General features: G+C 73.6%; 15 protein-coding genes and 1 pseudogene. 7 read left to right on the forward strand and 9 right to left on the reverse strand.

Annotated elements, in window-relative coordinates; translation table 11 throughout:
• The 6 genes from AB0924_RS28660 to AB0924_RS28685 all read right to left on the reverse strand — a co-directional run bounded on the left by AB0924_RS28660 (position 1) and on the right by AB0924_RS28685 (position 5,510).
• Positions 1–1,341 (reverse strand): FAD-dependent oxidoreductase, encoded by a 1,341-nt coding sequence (locus AB0924_RS28660; protein ID WP_358929140.1) that lies wholly within the window; start codon positions 1,339–1,341, stop codon positions 1–3.
• A gap of 160 nt (positions 1,342–1,501) precedes the next feature.
• Positions 1,502–2,194, reverse strand: a complete 693-nt coding sequence (locus tag AB0924_RS28665; RefSeq protein ID WP_366912917.1) for a helix-turn-helix domain-containing protein — start codon at positions 2,192–2,194, stop codon at positions 1,502–1,504.
• Positions 2,195–2,363: 169 nt separating this feature from the next.
• Entirely contained in the window at positions 2,364–3,053 is a 690-nt protein-coding gene (locus AB0924_RS28670) for an HAD-IA family hydrolase (protein WP_358929144.1), read from the reverse strand.
• 10 nt (positions 3,054–3,063) lie between these two features.
• A complete protein-coding gene (locus AB0924_RS28675; protein WP_358929146.1) occupies positions 3,064–3,759 on the reverse strand; it encodes a phosphatase PAP2 family protein in 696 nt (231 codons plus the stop codon).
• Between the two features lie 105 nt (positions 3,760–3,864).
• The gene (locus AB0924_RS28680; RefSeq protein WP_366912918.1) at positions 3,865–4,800 is read right to left on the reverse strand and encodes a M56 family metallopeptidase; all 936 of its coding nucleotides are present in this window, start codon (positions 4,798–4,800) and stop codon (positions 3,865–3,867) included.
• Between the two features lie 161 nt (positions 4,801–4,961).
• Complete coding sequence (locus tag AB0924_RS28685; protein ID WP_358929150.1) at positions 4,962–5,510, reverse strand: DUF5134 domain-containing protein; 549 nt, start codon at positions 5,508–5,510, stop codon at positions 4,962–4,964.
• A gap of 164 nt (positions 5,511–5,674) precedes the next feature.
• Between AB0924_RS28685 and AB0924_RS28690 the strand changes: the two genes are divergently transcribed.
• On the forward strand, positions 5,675–7,339 hold the full coding sequence (locus tag AB0924_RS28690) for an FUSC family protein (RefSeq protein ID WP_358929152.1): 1,665 nt from the start codon (positions 5,675–5,677) through the stop codon (positions 7,337–7,339).
• Between the two features lie 527 nt (positions 7,340–7,866).
• On the forward strand, positions 7,867–8,349 hold the full coding sequence (locus AB0924_RS28695) for a MarR family transcriptional regulator (protein WP_366912935.1): 483 nt from the start codon (positions 7,867–7,869) through the stop codon (positions 8,347–8,349).
• Between the two features lie 19 nt (positions 8,350–8,368).
• Here the strand turns inward: AB0924_RS28695 and AB0924_RS28700 are convergent, their stop codons facing one another.
• Entirely contained in the window at positions 8,369–9,133 is a 765-nt protein-coding gene (locus AB0924_RS28700; RefSeq protein WP_358929154.1) for a VOC family protein, read from the reverse strand.
• A 299-nt stretch (positions 9,134–9,432) separates the two neighbouring features.
• Here AB0924_RS28700 and AB0924_RS28705 point away from each other — a divergent pair.
• Positions 9,433–10,173, forward strand: a pseudogene (locus AB0924_RS28705) (class I SAM-dependent methyltransferase); the annotation flags it as partial.
• Positions 10,174–10,188: 15 nt separating this feature from the next.
• Here AB0924_RS28705 and AB0924_RS28710 read toward each other — a convergent pair.
• Positions 10,189–10,581, reverse strand: coding sequence for a VOC family protein (locus AB0924_RS28710; protein WP_366912919.1), 393 nt, complete (start codon positions 10,579–10,581; stop codon positions 10,189–10,191).
• 70 nt (positions 10,582–10,651) lie between these two features.
• On the opposite strand from AB0924_RS28710, the gene AB0924_RS28715 reads away from it, so the two are divergent.
• On the forward strand, positions 10,652–11,191 hold the full coding sequence (locus AB0924_RS28715; protein WP_358929156.1) for a GNAT family N-acetyltransferase: 540 nt from the start codon (positions 10,652–10,654) through the stop codon (positions 11,189–11,191).
• A gap of 27 nt (positions 11,192–11,218) precedes the next feature.
• Here the strand turns inward: AB0924_RS28715 and AB0924_RS28720 are convergent, their stop codons facing one another.
• A complete protein-coding gene (locus AB0924_RS28720) occupies positions 11,219–11,902 on the reverse strand; it encodes a glycerophosphodiester phosphodiesterase family protein (protein ID WP_358929158.1) in 684 nt (227 codons plus the stop codon).
• 402 nt (positions 11,903–12,304) lie between these two features.
• On the opposite strand from AB0924_RS28720, the gene AB0924_RS28725 reads away from it, so the two are divergent.
• Genes AB0924_RS28725 through AB0924_RS28735 form a run of 3 tightly spaced genes read left to right on the forward strand, consistent with a single transcriptional unit; the run spans position 12,305 to position 15,557 of the window.
• On the forward strand, positions 12,305–13,702 hold the full coding sequence (locus tag AB0924_RS28725; protein ID WP_366912920.1) for a DUF6421 family protein: 1,398 nt from the start codon (positions 12,305–12,307) through the stop codon (positions 13,700–13,702).
• A 38-nt stretch (positions 13,703–13,740) separates the two neighbouring features.
• Positions 13,741–14,490 (forward strand): SDR family oxidoreductase, encoded by a 750-nt coding sequence (locus AB0924_RS28730; protein ID WP_358929458.1) that lies wholly within the window; start codon positions 13,741–13,743, stop codon positions 14,488–14,490.
• Positions 14,487–15,557 (forward strand): low specificity L-threonine aldolase, encoded by a 1,071-nt coding sequence (locus AB0924_RS28735; protein WP_366912921.1) that lies wholly within the window; start codon positions 14,487–14,489, stop codon positions 15,555–15,557. Before AB0924_RS28730 ends, AB0924_RS28735 begins: the two co-directional genes overlap by 4 nt.
• Positions 15,558–15,587 lie beyond the last annotated feature (30 nt).

The following is a 15,587-nucleotide window of genomic DNA, read 5'->3' on the forward strand; positions in this document are numbered from 1 at the left end:
CTAGCCGGTGCGCGCCGCCGTCAGCAGGGCGTCCCAGTCGGCCAGCTTGACCACGCCTCGCCCCAGCCGCGCGCCCAGCTCCGCCTCGGCGCGCTCGATGGCCAGCCAGCCGGTCCACGGCACCGGCTCGATTCCGGCCGCTCGCAGCGCCGGGATCGGGTCGTCGGGCGTCCGGTCGCGCACGAGCGCGGGCGCGTCGGTGAGCAGGGAGGTGACCGTCTCCTTGGCGCACGGCCGGTTGGTGCCGATGACCCCCGTCGGACCGCGCTTGATCCACCCGGCGACGTACTCGCCCGGTGAGGTGGTGCCCTCGCGCAGCACGCGGCCCTGCCGGTGCGGCACCGTACCGCTCGACGCGTCGAACGGCAGCCCGTCCAGCGGCACTCCGCGGTAGCCGACCGACCGCAGCACCAACTGGGCCGGCACGGTCTCGAAGCGGCTCGTGCCCGTCACGCCCCCGTGGCCGTCCGGCGCGGTCCGTTCGAAGCGCACGGCACCCACCCGGCCGTCCCGCGCGACCAGTTCGACCGGCCGCAGGAAGAACCGCAGCCGGATCCGGCGGACGGCCCGGCCGGTCCGGTCCGCCGCCCACCCGCGCAGCGCCTCCACGTTGCGGCGCTGCACGGCCGGCAGCGCCGCCGGGTCGGCGCACCCGGGGTCCAGTGCCAGGTCGGCCGCGTCCACCGACACCTCGGTACCGGGCAGGCCGCCCAGTTCGCGCAGCTCCTTGGTGGTGAAACGGGCCTGCGAGGGGCCGCGCCGGCCGACCATGTGGACCTCGGCGACCCCGCTCGCCGCCAGCGCGTCCAGCGCCGCCTGCGGCATGTCCGTCGGGCGCAGCTCGCCGGGGCCCCGCGCCAGCATCCGCGTGACGTCCACGGCCACGTTGCCCACCCCGATGACCACGGCCGACCGCACCCCGCGCACGAACCCGGCGTCGGCCGCGTCCGGATGGGCGCTGTACCAGGACACGAACTCGGTCGCCGACCAGCTCCCCGGCAGTTCCTCGCCGGGGATGCCCAGCCGGCGGTCCGCGGCTGCGCCCACGCAGTACACGACCGCGTCGTACAGCTCCCGCAGCCGCTCCACGGGCAGTCCGCCCGGGCCGCCCACCCGGACCCCGCCGAGGAACCGCACCCGGTCGTGTTCCAGCACCGAGCGCAGGCTGCCCTGGAGGGACTTGATCTTCTCGTGGTCCGGGGCGACGCCGTACCGCACCAGGCCGTAGGGGCACGGCAGCCGGTCCAGCACGTCCACGTGGACCTCGGGATCGAGCTGGACCAGGTTCTGGGCGGTGTAGCACCCGCTCGGCCCGGAACCGACGACGGCGACACGCAGCACGGCGGTACTCCTTGCCCCGAAGGAGAAAAGTGTGCGGACGGTTCCAGCATGGCACCGCCGGGCCCGGGGCGGCAGGGGCCGGGAGGGTGACCCGCGCGTGGGTCCGCACGCCCGCACTGGCTCCGGGCGCCGCCCGCTCGGCGCGTCCCCCGGGTGCCGCCTACTCGGCCGGCTTCCCGGGCGCCGCCCGCTCGGCCCGCTCCCCGGTCGCGAAGAAGCGCGACAGGTCCTGGCACCGGGCCGGCGCGGAGTCCGTGCCGCTGCCCGGCGGCGTGCCCAGCTCCCAGTCGAGCCGGTACCGCTCGAACAGCTCGGCCCGCAGCGCCGGGACCGGCATCGGCACCCCGGGCACCAGGGCCGCGAACACCGCGCCCATCAGCGTGGCCCGCAGCATGGGGTAGTCGGCCGTCACGTCCGCCGAGCCGTACCGGGCGACCGTGTCGCTCAGCAGCTCGGACAGCCGTCGCTGCTCCGGGCACTGCACGAAGCCCTCTGCCTGGAGCAGTCCGGCCATGTGCTGCCGCATGAGCACAGGGCGGTCGTGGGCGAGGCCCAGGATCGCGTCGATGGCCCGAGCGAGGCGCTCACGGCCGTCGTCGGTCCGCGGCTCCCGCTCCAGTGCCTCCTCCAGCGTGCGGTGCATCAGCCGGTGCACGGCCGACTGCACGAGCTGGCGCTTGCCGGGGAAGTAGTACGACACCAGTCCGCGCGCCGAGCCCGCCCGGTCCGCGATGTCGGCCAGCGTGGTGGCCTCGAACCCGTGCTCGTCGACCAGTTCGACCGCGGCCTGCAGCAGCCGCTCCCGGGAACGCCGCCGCAACTCTTCATTGACCGAGGCGCTGCGCGGGGACATCCTGTAACTCCTGCGTTGACTGGCTGCCAGCCAACTATACTCGGACGCAGAGGCTCCGCCGTGCGCGGAGTCCGCTCAGAGCTGCCGTCCGTCTGGGGCGACACGGGGGATCGTCTCAGGCGGGCGGCTTCGAACATGCCGTCCCGGGCCGCCGGGAGCGGCGGCCCGGTCAGCCGACCAGGCCCAGGACCGGCAGCAGCGCGTCCGGCCGCTGTGCCACCGGCAGGGGGTCCACGAAGTGCACGCGGCAGCCCAGCGCGGCCGCGCCGCCGTCCGCCGTTCTGTTGTCCCCGACCATCAGCACCTCACGCGGGTCGGCGCCCAGTTCCTCGCAGGCGGCCGAGAAGAGCCGCGGGTCCGGTTTCTGCACGCCGTGTTCGTACGACAGCACATACGCGTCCACGTATGCGTCGAGGCCGTGCTCGCGGAAGACCGGGCGCAGGTCCCAGCCGATGTTGCTGACCACGCCCACGCCGATCCCGCGCTCGCGCAGCGCCCGCAGTACGTCGGCGGCGTCCTGGTACGGGGACCAGGCGGCGGGGGCCATGTGCCGCTCGTACAGCGCGTCGTGCAGTTCGGGGGCGGGCAGCGGCACGCGCCGGGACAGCCCGGTGTAGGCGGCCCGATGCTGCTCGGCGCTCTCGTCCCGGACGGCCCACAGCCCGGCCAGGTCCTCCGGCACCTCGACCGGGTCCGCTCCGCCCGGCAGCGCGCCCGCCACCTCCAACGCGGCCGCCGCGTCGGCGAGTTCGGGGCCGGTGAGCGCGATTCCGGCCTCGTCCAGCACGGCCCGCAGCCAGGACTCGGTGGACTCGGCACGGAACAGGGTCCCGGAGAAATCGAAGAGCACGGCAGCCATGCGCCGGATTCTATCCGGGTGTTGATCCCGGCCGGCCGTTCGCCGGCCACTCGTACACCGCCACGGCGACCGCCACCACCAGCGCCCCCAGCAGCCAGCCGCCCAGCACGTCCGAGGGCCAGTGGACACCCAGCCACACCCGGGTCAGGCCCACACCGGCCACCGAGACGGCGGCCACGGCGACGGCCGTACGCCACAGGGCCCGGCCGGCGTCGTGGCGGCGCAGCAGCCACAGCAGGAGTCCGCAGACGACGGTGGCCGTCATGGCGTGGCCGGAGGGAAAGGCCGCGTAGTGTGCGCTGTCGACGGGGTCCGGCCAGGCCGGCCGGGGCCGGCCGACGGCGGTCTTCACCGCCTGCTGCAGGATCGTGGCCAGCGCCACGGCGACCGCCAGCCACAACGCCGTCCACCAGGCCGCGCGGCGCCACCCGAGCCACACCGCCGCGGCGGCGCACACCACGCGCATGGTCAGCGGATCCCAGACCCAGTCGGTCAGGACGCGGAAGGCGTACGTGACACCGTGATCGCTCACCGCCCAGCGGTGGGTGGTGCGCGAGATGTCGCCGTCCAGGGCGAGCAGCGGACGCCACCGCAGCACGACGACCGCCAGCAGCAGCGCGCAGCAGACGGCGAGGACGACGGCCGCGCGGGCCGCGGTGCGGTGGGGCGGTGTACGGGGCGGGGATTCGGTCGGCCGGCGGCGCATGCTGCGATCTTCGTCGAAGAGGCGGCCCGATGGCCACCGTCCGGGCGCCGGGCCGCTCATCGGGGAACGGAGGACGCCTCGGGCGCCGGGGCCCGAGGCAGGCCGCTAGCCCAGTGCCCGCAGGCCCGGCACGAAGGCCACCAGGACCGGGACCACCGGCACCAGGGCCGCTGCCGCGGTCAGGCGCAGCCGGTGCAGCGCCGGGAGGCGGTCCGGGGGAGTGAGCAGCCGGTGCACGCGCTGCGGTACGTGCGCCTGCGGAGTCGGGCAGGGCCCGAACACGCCCCGGTCCTCGTTGAGCCCGACCAGCGCCAGCGCGGTCGTCAGCCGGCCGAAGCGCCGGGAGGCCGTGTCGTCGGCCGCCAGCTCGACCAGCCGGTGCATCTCGTCGCGGAACGCGGCGAAGACCGGTACCTGCGGAAAACCGTCGGCCAGCGCCGTCGAGCAGTGCAGCAGCCAGTCGTGGCGGGCCTGGGCGTGCCCCTGCTCATGGGCGAGGAGGGCGTCCAGTTGACGCCCCTTCAGCCGGCTGAGAGCGGCCGTGGTGACGACGAGCCGGGGCGCCGTGCCGGGCAGCCACCAGGCGTCGGGCCGTTCGCCCTCGAGCACCACCAGCCTGCCGCCCGCCGGCTCCTCGCCGGGCAACAGCGGGGCACGGACGAGGAGTTCGGCCCGGTGCGCCCGCCGTCGCGAGCGGGCCCGTGCGACCTGGCGCACCAGCATCGCCAGGCTCCACAGTCCGCCGCAGGCCAGTGCCACCGCGATCGGCGCCGCCCAGGGTCCGGCCGTGCCGAGGGCGTACGCGTCCACCACCGCGCGCGGAGCCGTACCGAACACATGGCCGCGCACCGCCTGCCAGGCCGCGGCCGCGCTGAGCGTCATCGACAGCGCGCAGCACAGCAGCACGGCCGCCACCACGCACTGCCACGCCCACAGGGCGACCACCGGCTCCCGGTCCGGCCAGTCGGCCCGGGCGAGCAGCCGCGGGGCGAGGGCGGCGGTCAGGGCGCCGAGCAGCAACAGGGCCGCGGGGACCATCATGGGCAGCACCCTATGAGCGCACCGCCGCCCACGGGTGGGTCGTCGGGGCCGAAGTGACGCAGGCAACGCTCGTCCCCTCCGCGTCGCCGGGCCGCCCGGGCCGTCATGTCCTCCGTGCCGCGTGTCTTCCGTGCCTCATGTCCTCCGTGCCGCCGGGCGGCTCACATCGCCAGCAGCATGGCGACCATGCCGATCCCCATCGACAGCCGGCACGCCCGTGCCAGCTCCGGACGGTCGCCCCAGCGCATCCCCGGCCCGGCACCCGCCGGGCCGGCCGAGGGCACCAGACGGGCGCCCGCCAGCAGCACGTAGCCGGTGAAGTAGAGCAGGAGCACGCCCGTCACCAGCGGTACCCCGGCACCGGCGTGCGCATGGTGCGAGGCGGGGGAGACCGCCATGGCGAGGGCCATGTAGACCATCGCCGCCGTCCCCACCAGATGGTGCAGATGGTGGGCTCCGGTGCGCGCGGTCCACAGGGCCCGCAGCGCGGCCGCAGCGAACACGGCCGCGTACAGCGGCCAGGCCCACCCCGGCGGGGTGAACACCGTCGCGGGCACGGCCATCGCGGCCATGCCGAACCCCATCAGCGCCTCGCCGCCCGCGGCCCGGCGCTGCTCCTCGACACCGCTGCGCATCCGCAGCAGACAGTAGGCGCCGGTGGCCGCGCACAGCGCGACCAGCAGCCAGGCCGGCGAACCCGGTCCGTGCACGCGCCACCCCCCGTTCGACGGTCGGTCGAGGGATGCGATGCCCACGGCATGCGGCGCGCACGCAAGCGCAAGGGTGTACACGGGGAGCGTTCGCCGGAGCACAGCAGGTGAGCGGAGCGAGACCCGCATGTTTTACTGATAAAACACATGCTAAATTAGTAGGTATGAGCAGTGCGATCCGACTCCGTCTCCCCCTGGCCGGAGTGCTCCGCCTCGGGCGGCCCTCCGACATCTGGTTCAAGCCCGCGCTCAGCGTGGTCGTCGCCACCGCTCCGCCCAACCTGATCCTGCTGGCCCTCGGGCGCCTCGATCTGGCGGCGTACTCGATGGCCGGCTCGCTCTGCGCGCTCTACGGCCACAACCGGCCCTACGCCGCCCGGGCCCGCGTCCTCGCCTGGGTGGTGCTCGGCATGGTCGGCGGCCTCGCCCTCGCCCTGGTCGCGGCCTCGCTCACCACCAGCGCGGTCGTCCTGGTCACCGTGGGCGCCCTCATGGCGGCCGTGCAGAAGGCGGTCTGCGACGTCACCCGCATCGGGCCGCCGGGAAACGTGATCCTCGCCTTCATCAGCTCGGCCTCCCTCTTCATGCCGCAGAGCCTCCACCAGGTGCCAGGACACGTCGGACTGGCCCTGCTCGCGGGCGTCTGGGCCTGGCTGGTCGGCATGGCACCCCGCCTGCTGCGCCCGCACGGCCCCGAGCGCCGGGCCACCGCGCAGGCCCTGACGGCGGCCGCCGCGTACGCCGAGACCGGCGGCACCGCCGAGGGCCACGCCAGGGCCCGCGCCGCCACCGCCGCGGCCGTGCACGCCGCGTGGCAGTCCCTGCTGGCCGGCGGTACCCGGCCCGACCGCACCCGGCGCGCCCTCGAAGGGCTCCTCGTGCGTGCCGAGGTCGCGCTCGCCGCCCCTGCCGACACCGACCCCGGCCGACTGCGCGTCTGGGCCCGCGAGCTGCGGGGTACCGGCCGGATCCCGCGGGTGGGGTTCGCGCGCGAGTCCGCCGACGAACTGCTCGGCGTGGACACCGAACTCGCCGCCCCGCGCCGCCCGCTGCGGCACCGGCTCGCCCCGCTCGCACCCATCGCCGCACGCACCGCGATCGGCTGCGCCCTCGCCGGGTACGCCTCCCTGGCCCTCGGCGTCGGCCGCCCCTACTGGGCGCTGGTCACCGCGGCCTCCCTCTACCAGGCCAACGTCACCCTCACCTGGAACCGGAGCGTCCAGCGCGTCGTCGGCAACCTCCTCGGCGTCCTCGTCTTCGCCGCGGTGGCGCCGCTGGCGCACCTGCACCCGGCGGCCCTGGTACTGACCTGCCTTGCCTTCAACTTCGGCGCCGAGGCGCTGATCAGCCGCAACTACTGGCTCGGCACCGTCTGCGTCACGCCGATGGCGCTGCTCATCACCGAGTTCGCCCGCACCCAGGACGCCGGACAGCTCATCGGCGAGCGTGTCGCCGACACCCTCGTCGGCGCACTGGTCGGCTTCGTCGCGGCCGTCGCCGTCACCAACCGGCGCGCGGGCGACCGCCTGGAGCACGCGCTGACCGCCGCGGAACGCACCCGCGAGAACTCCGCTCGGCTGCTCGCCGAGCCGCACCCGGCGCCCCGCGCCCTGGAAAGTGCCCGGCGTGCCCTGGCCGCCGCCCTGGTCGACCTGCGCGCCACGGCCGACGCGGCCTCCGGCGAGTGGTGGCAGCGGGCACTGCCCGAGGAGCGGGTCGTGCTGGCCGAGCAGTCCGGACACCGTACGCTCGCCGCGACGGTACGACGCCAGGGGTTCGCCCCGCCGGCGCAGGACACGGGCAGCACGACGGAGGAAGCACGGCCATGACCCCGACGAACGGACGACCGCCGGCCGCACGCACCCGGGCCGGCGCACCGACGGGGACCGGGGCCCCCGCGCCGGGCGACGCCGGTGCGGCCGGGCCGGGCTCCACGGGTGCCGCTGCCGCCGGTGCGGCCGGTCGGCCGGGTCCGGGCGGCGGCGCCGCTGACCCGATGTCGGCGGCCGGGGCGGCGCGGGCACGGGCCCGGTCGGCCGCGGGCGGCGCCGGGCCGGGCGGAGCGCCCGATGCCGGACAGGACACGGCCGAGGAGCGCTCGACGGCGCAGGCCTCCCGGGCGGGCGGCTACCCGGACACAGGGGGCGAGCCTGGTCGTGAACGTCGGCGCGCCGGGGACGCGACCGGGCACCGGGCCGCCGTGAACGAGGCGGGACACCAACACGGGGCTGCCGTGGGCGAAGGACCTTCGACCGCCGCGAGCGAGGCCGGGCAGGCTGCAGGGGGCCGGCGGGGGAGCGACGCCGAGTGGGGACGGCGGGACACCGGAGGCGGTGAGGGCGACACCGTCGCCTCCGTGGTCCGGCAGTGGCGTGCCGTGCACCCCGAGTTGAACACCGGGCCCATGGAGGTCATCGGCCGGATCAACCGCTGTGCCGCCCTCCTCCAGCAGGCCGAGGACGCCCCGCTGCGCCGTGCGGGACTCAGCCGCCCCGAGTTCGACCTGCTCGGTGCGCTGCGCCGCACCGGCCACGAGCTGACCCCGGGAGAGCTGGCCCGGGAGACCTTCTCCTCCGGAGCCGCCGTCACCAAGCGGCTCAAGCAGCTCACCGAGCGCGGACTGATCGAGCGGCGCGGCGACACCCGTGACCGCCGGGTCGCCCACCTCCGCCTGACCGACGCGGGCCGTGACCTCGTGGACGGCATCCTCCCCGAGCAGCTCGCCTACGAGACGTCCGTGCTGTCCGTCCTCGCCCCCGAGGGCCAGGGCGAACTGGCCGCGCTCCTGGGCGACCTGCTCAGCCGTCTCGAGGGCCGGATGGGCTCCCTGCGCGGCTGAGCGCGCGGGAGCCCGCCGCTCAGCCCTCCTCGCCGGACCGGTGAACCCCGAACGCCGCGCCCTGCGGGTCCCGCAGCACGGCGATGCGCGGGCCGTCCGGCACCGACGCGGGCGGCACGACGACGTCGCCGCCGGCCTCCCGTGCGACCTCGGCCGCCGCGTCCACGTCGGCCACCGCGAAGTACGGCATCCAGTGGGCCGGCGCCTCGGGCGGGAAGCGGTCGCCCATGTCCGCCATCCCGCCGAAGTCCTCTCCGCCGAGGCCCCACTGCGTGTACCACTGGGAGGCGTTGACGCTCCAGCCGAAGACCGTGGTGTAGAAGTCCCGCGCCCGGTCGGGCTCGCGGGTCGCCAGCTCCACCCAGCCGAGTGTGCCGGGCGCGTTGAACAGACCGGCGCCCTGGAAGCTCCGCGCCTGCCAGAGCTGGAACGCCGCACCCGTCGGATCCAGGGCCACCGCGAAGCGGCCCACGTCGAAGACGTCCATCGGGCCGAGGACCACAGTCCCGCCCGCCTCCGTCACCCGCCGTGCCGCGTCGTCGGCGTCCGCCACCGCGAACGACACGTTCCAGGCGACCGGCTGGGTCTCCTGGTACAGCGGGCTGAGCGCCGCCACCGCGGCGTCCCCCAGGTGCGCCACCGTGTACCCGCCCGCCTCCTGCCGCGGGTCCGTCTCCGGCCGCCAGCCGAACAGCTCCGCGTAGAACCGCTTGGCACCCTCCAGATCGCTGGTCCCCAGCTCGGTCCAGCAGGGTCCGCCGATCACCGGCTTGTCGAACTTCATGACGGTTCCTTCCCCGTACCCGCTCCCGGTCGGCCCGCGGCCCGTACCACGCGGGCCGGCGGCACCTCCTCCCGAAGCTAGCCCCCACCACTGACAGCGGCCATCGGAGCGGGCTCCGTGAAGTGCCACGGCACGTGAATCGCTCGCCCCCGCCGAGCCCGGTGGCGCGCGCAATTCGCTTGCCGCCCCCGACGGCGGTCGGCCAGGGTGCGGGCATGGACGCGGACGAGACGACGGTGGGCGGGGCTCCCGAACTGGCCGGGGAGATCGCGGAGTACTACGGCCGCGACGGCTAGGGCGGCAGGCTGCGTTCGGGCGCCGGACGACTGGAGCTGTGGCGCACCCAGGACGTGCTGCGCCGGCTGCTGCCATCCGCTCCGGCGCAGGTCCTGGACGTCGGGGGCGGCAGCGGTGTGCACGCGCGGTGGCTCGCCGCCGACGGGTACGCGGTGGACCTGGTCGACCCGGTGCCCCTGCACGTCGAAAGGGCGGCCCGGTTGCCCGGAGTGACCGCCCGCCTCGGCGACGCCCGTGCCCTGGACGTGCCGGACGCGTCCGTGGACGCGGTCCTGCTCCTCGGCCCCCTCTACCACCTGCCCGAGCGCGAGGACCGGGTCCGGGCCCTCGCCGAGGCCCACCGTGTGCTGCGCCCCGGTGGACTGGTGGTGGCCGCCACCATCAACCGGTACGCGGGAGTTCACGACAACCTCGCCACCGGCCTGTACTTCGACCCCGACCGGCGGCCGCAGATCGACGCCTCGGCCCGTGACGGCCTCATGCGGCCCGCCGCCGGGGCGAAGTCGCTGTTCACCACGGCCTACTTCCACGAACCCGCGGAGGTGCCCGCCGAGTTCACCGCGGCGGGGCTCGGCGTGCACGGCCAGTACGGCGTGGAGGGCGCCGCCTGGCTGATGGGCGACATCTCCGGGCGGCTCGACGACCCCGGGCACCGGGAAGTGGTCCTGCGCGCGCTGCGGAGGTCCGAGTCCGTGCCCTCGCTGCTCGGCGTCAGCGGCCATCTGCTCACAGCGGGCGGGAAGGTCTGGTTCCCGGCCTCAGATCTCGGCCCGGTACCGCAGCGGATGGTCGTCCGGGATCTCCACCAGCACGATCGGGGTGCCGTCCGGGTCGGCGATCCACATCTCGATCAGGCCCCACGGCTCCTTCACCGGGGGCCGTACGATCTCGACGCCCTTGGCCAGCAGTTCCTCGTGCGCCGCGGCCACGTCCGCCACCTGCATCCACAGCCGCACCTCCGGCGGCGCGGGGCTCTCGGAGCGTCCCGAGACCTCCAGGAATCCGCCGCCGAGGAAGTACACGGTCCCGCGCTCGGGGCCCGTGCCGAACTCGCGGTAGACGGCCAGCCCCAGTCGTTCCCCGTAGAAGGCACGGGAGCGTTCGGGGTCGGTGGGCCGCAGAAGTGTCCGGCTGCTGAGTACATGCACCATGCATCCGGAGCTTAGTGGCAGGGTTACCCTCGTCCCTGCTTCAGCAGCGCCCGAGATCGGAGACCGCCCCATGGAAACCGCCGCCACCGCACTGACGTTCCGCGACGCCGGTGACGTCGACGTCGACGCACTGGTCGCGCTGATCGAGTCGGCGTACCGGGGCGACGCCAGCCGGGCCGGGTGGACCACTGAGGCGGACATACTCCAGGGGCAGCGGACCGATCCCGAGGGCGTGCGGGAGGTCATCAAGGCGCCCGACAGCCGGCTGCTGACCGTCGAGCAGGGCGGCCGGATCGTCGCCTGCTGCCAGCTCGAGCACCGCGGCGACGCCGCCTACTTCGGCATGTTCGCGGTCAGCCCCACCCTCCAGGGCGCGGGACTCGGCAAGGCCGTCATCGCGGAGGCGGAGCGCCAGGCGCGGGCGACCTGGGGGGTCACGGAGATGCACATGACGGTGATCTCGGTCCGCGAGGACCTGATCGCCTGGTACGAGCGCCGCGGCTACCGCCGTACGGGAGAGACGACCCCGTTCCCGTACGGCGACGAACGCTTCGGCATCCCGCAGCGCGACGACCTCCGGTTCGAGCTGCTGGTCAAGCCGCTCGTGTGACGATCACCTGGGAGACGGCGCGCCGGTTCACGCGGTGAAGCGGCCGGTGCGCTTGATCTCCGGGTAGTCGGTGGTCGCCCCGTCCAGCCCGAGGGCCCGGACGAGCCGCAGATGGTCCTGGGTGTTGACCACCCAGCCGATGACGGCCAGATCGGCCGCCCGTGCCTGCTCGACGACCTCCAGGCTCAGCCGCCGGATGTTGAGGCAGACGGTCGCGGCCCCCGCCGTCCTGGCGCGGTCCACCACGTCGGTGCCGTAGCGGCTGGCGATGAGCGCGGTGCGCACGCCCGGCACCAGCCGGGCGATCTCGGCGATGGCCTCGTCGTGGAAGGAGGACACCTCCACCCGCGAGACGAGGTCCCGCCGGTGCATGACCTCCGCCAGCGCCCGGGCCGCCGCCACGTCCTTGATCTCCGCCTGCAACGGCGTCCGTACCGCGTCCAGGACCTCCTCGAAGACCGGCACGCGCTCCCCGCGGCCCGCGTCCAGGGCGCGCAGCTCCGCGAGGGTCATCTCGGCGATGGGCCCGGTGCCGTCGGTCGTACGGTCCACCTCGGCGTCGTGCATGACGACCAGGGCGCCGTCCTTGCTCAGGTGCAGATCGAGTTCGATCAGGTCGAGGCCGGCCTGTTGCGCGGCGACGAAGGAGCGAAGGGTGTTCTCGGGCTCCACACCCATGACCCCGCGGTGACCGATGGTAAGGAAGTTCAAGGCTCAACCCGCTTCCGTCGACGGCGGCTCGGCGCCCGCGGACCCGACGGGCGTCGCTGTCCACGCGGCTGAGTCGCAGCCTAACGGCCGGGTCCCGTGATGAACCCGCGTCTGCGCCGGGGATCGGAGCGCGGGGCGTGCGGCGACTGGCTCGTATCCGTCCCTGTCGTCACCCGGGCGTGGGCGCGTCTCCTGGGAGTTGACCGTCTGGATCCGAGCGGTGCCCACGGCTCTCGCGGTGCTCCGGCCCTCAACGAAAGTGACCGCCGTCACGGTTTCGTGCAGGAAAAACAGCGGTGACCATGGGGTTGCGCAGAATAATTTCCCGAGCTGCCTCTTGCTGGGAGAAACGGGGTATGCGTACGGTGTGCGTACGCGAGGTTCTCCCGTGGAGGATGGGACATGACGGAAATTCTTGTGCAGGTGGCTACGGAGGAGAAGGTTCCTTCGCTGACCAGGGTGGTTGAGCACCCGGCCTGGCCCGTGCTCAAGGATGCCGTGGAGCAGATCCGGCCATGGCAGTCCAAGGACGGATCGATCGACTTCGAGGCCGAGGGCGCCCCGGAGCGTGCCGACGCCGAGGCCGCCGTGCGCCGTGTCGTCGAGTCGGTCGAGCGGCTCTCCCTGCTGCTCCCGCACGACGCGGCCTACCACGAGGCGCTCGTCGAGGACCTGCGCCGCTGGGCGGAGGAGGGCTTCCAGGTACCGGACTTCCTGGACTCCCTGCTGGCGTTCCAGCCCGCGGCGGGCCGTGCGGACGGCCTCCAGCACCTGGTCGTCTTCCCGATGTACACCCAGAACGGCAACCCCGACCGCAACCTCGAGGCGGTCGTGCTGCGCATGGTCTGGCCGGACTGGCTGGCCGAACTGGAGCGCACCCGGTACGACAACCCGCTCTTCTGCGGCATCAAGTTCGAGGACTTCACGGCCGGCTACGACACCAACTCCGCGGTCCTCTTCCCGGAGACCATCGCCGTGCGCGAGGCGCCGGAACGGTTCTCATGGGGCGGCATCTTCTGCGACCGTGAGGCCGCCCGCTTCCGCCGGGTCACCGACGCCTCCGTGGACATCCTGGGCCTGAAGCTGCCCGAGGACATCGCCGCGATGATCCACGACCAGAAGCGCTGCGAAGAGGCCTTCGTGCTCTGGGACATGGTCCACGACCGCACCCACAGCCACGGTGACCTGCCGTTCGACCCGTTCATGATCAAGCAGCGCCAGCCGTTCTGGATGTACGGCCTGGAGGAACTGCGCTGCGACCTCACCGCCTTCAAGGAGGCCGTGAAGCTCGAGGCGGACGGCGTCCCGCAGGCCCGTGACGTGCAGTACGCGGTGCTCTTCGACCGCATGTTCCGCTTCCCGGTCACCGGCGACCGCAACCGCAACTACGACGGCCTCGGCGGCCAGCTGCTCTTCGCCTACCTGCACAAGCACGATGTCGTCCGCTGGACCGACAACAAGCTCTCCATCGACTGGGAGCGCGCCCCGCAGGTCACCAACCAGCTGTGCGCCGAGATCGAGAAGCTGTACAAGGACGGCATCGACCGCCCCAAGCTGGTGCACTGGTTCGCCGGCTACGAGCTGGTCGCCACCTACCTGGCCCCGCACCCCGGCTCCAAGTGGGCCAAGGGCCCGGAGGCCCTGGACCTGTCCCTGCCGCCGCGCAAGCTCGTCGACGACGTGCTTCCGGACGAGTTTCCGCTGAGCATGTTCTATGAGGCCCTGTCCAAGAAGCTGAAGAACGTGATCGCCTCCACCAAGGGCATCACCGCGGACGGCGCCGAGCGGATCGCCGCGTGAGCGACCGCCTCAACGACACTGCTCAAGAGGGGAAGAACATGGTGGGGAACGGGTCTCTCAGTGGTGCGGTGATCGCGGTGGCCGGTGCGGGCGGACCCGCCGGGCACGCCGCGCTGGTCCGGCTCGCCGAGGCGGGCGCGATCGTCGTCGGCGCCGACAACAACCCCGAGCGCCTCGCGGAGGCCGTGGACGCGGCCCGCTACGCGGGCGGCGGGGCCACGGTCACGGGTGAGACGGTCGACCTGCTCGACCTGGGCTCCACCCGCGCCTGGGCCGACCGCACCGAGAAGGAGTTCGGCCGCATCGACGGTCTGGTCCACCTCGTCGGCGGCTGGCGCGGCAGCGCCACCTTCGCCGAGACCGACCTCGCCGACTGGGACCTGCTGGAGAAGCTGCTGGTCCGCACCGTCCAGAACACCTCCCTGGCCTTCTACGACGTCCTGCAGCGCAGCGACCGCGGCCGCTACCTGCTGATCAGCGCCGCCGGCGCGTCGAAGCCCACCGCCGGGAACGCGGCGTACTCCGCCGCCAAGGCCGCGGCGGAGGCCTGGACGCTCGCCATGGCGGACGGCTTCCGCAAGGCGGGGGGCGAGGCGGGCCCGCGCTCGGCGGCTGCCATCCTGGTGGTGAAGGCGCTGGTGCACGACGCGATGCGCGCCGAACGCCCCAACGCGAAGTTCGCGGGCTTCACGGACGTCAAGGACCTGGCCGAGGCCATCGAGGGCGTCTGGAGCAAGACCGCCGCCGAAGTGAACGGAAACCGTCTGTGGCTGACCGAGAAGCCGTGAACCCTCCCAGGACCGACGCGCGTCGTCATCACGACCCCGAGGTCCGCGGTTTCGCCAGTGACAACTACGCCGGAGTGCACCCGGAGGTGCTGGCCGCCATCGCCCTGGCCAACGGCGGCCACCAGGTGGCGTACGGCGAGGACGACTACACCGAGAACCTCCAGCGGATCGTCCGCGGCCACTTCGGCCCCACGGCGGAGGCCTTCCCGGTCTTCAACGGCACCGGCGCGAACGTCGTCGCGCTCCAGGCGGTCACCGACCGCTGGGGCGCGGTGATCTGCGCCGAGAGCGCGCACATCAACGTCGACGAGGGCGGCGCCCCCGAGCGCATGGGCGGTCTGAAGCTGCTCACCGTGCCCACGCCCGACGGCAAGCTCACGCCCGAGCTGATCGACCGGCAGGCCTTCGGCTGGGAGGACGAGCACCGTGCCATGCCGCAGGTCGTGTCGATCACCCAGAGCACGGAGCTGGGCACGCTCTACACGCCCGGCGAGATCCGCGCGATCTGCGAGCACGCCCACGCGCGCGGCATGAAGGTGCACCTGGACGGCTCCCGGATAGCGAACGCCGCCGCGTCCCTCGACGTGCCGATGCGGACCTTCACCAACGCCGTCGGCGTGGACATCCTCTCGCTCGGCGGCACGAAGAACGGCGCTCTGTTCGGCGAGGCGGTCGTGGTCATCAACCAGGACGCGGTCTCCCACATGAAGCACATCCGGAAGATGAGCATGCAGCTCGCCTCCAAGATGCGCTTCGTGTCGGTGCAGCTGGAGGCGCTGCTCGCCAAGGACCTCTGGCTGCGCAACGCCCGCCACGCCAACGAAATGGCCCAGCGGCTGGCCGAGGGCGTGCGGGCGGTCCACGGAGTGGAGATCCTCTACCCGGTGCAGGCCAACGGCGTCTTCGCGCGGCTGCCGCACGAGGTGAGCGTGCGCCTGCAGAAGCGGTTCCGCTTCTACTTCTGGGACGAGGCCGCCGGCGATGTGCGCTGGATGTGCTCCTTCGACACCACGGAGGAGGACGTCGACCTCTTCGTGGCGGCGCTCAAGGAGGAGATGGCGCGCTAGTCCCCATCTATGCATAGGTATGCGATCGCT

Source organism: Streptomyces sp. NPDC047869 (assembly GCF_040704065.1).
In the GTDB taxonomy this organism is placed as follows: domain Bacteria; phylum Actinomycetota; class Actinomycetes; order Streptomycetales; family Streptomycetaceae; genus Streptomyces.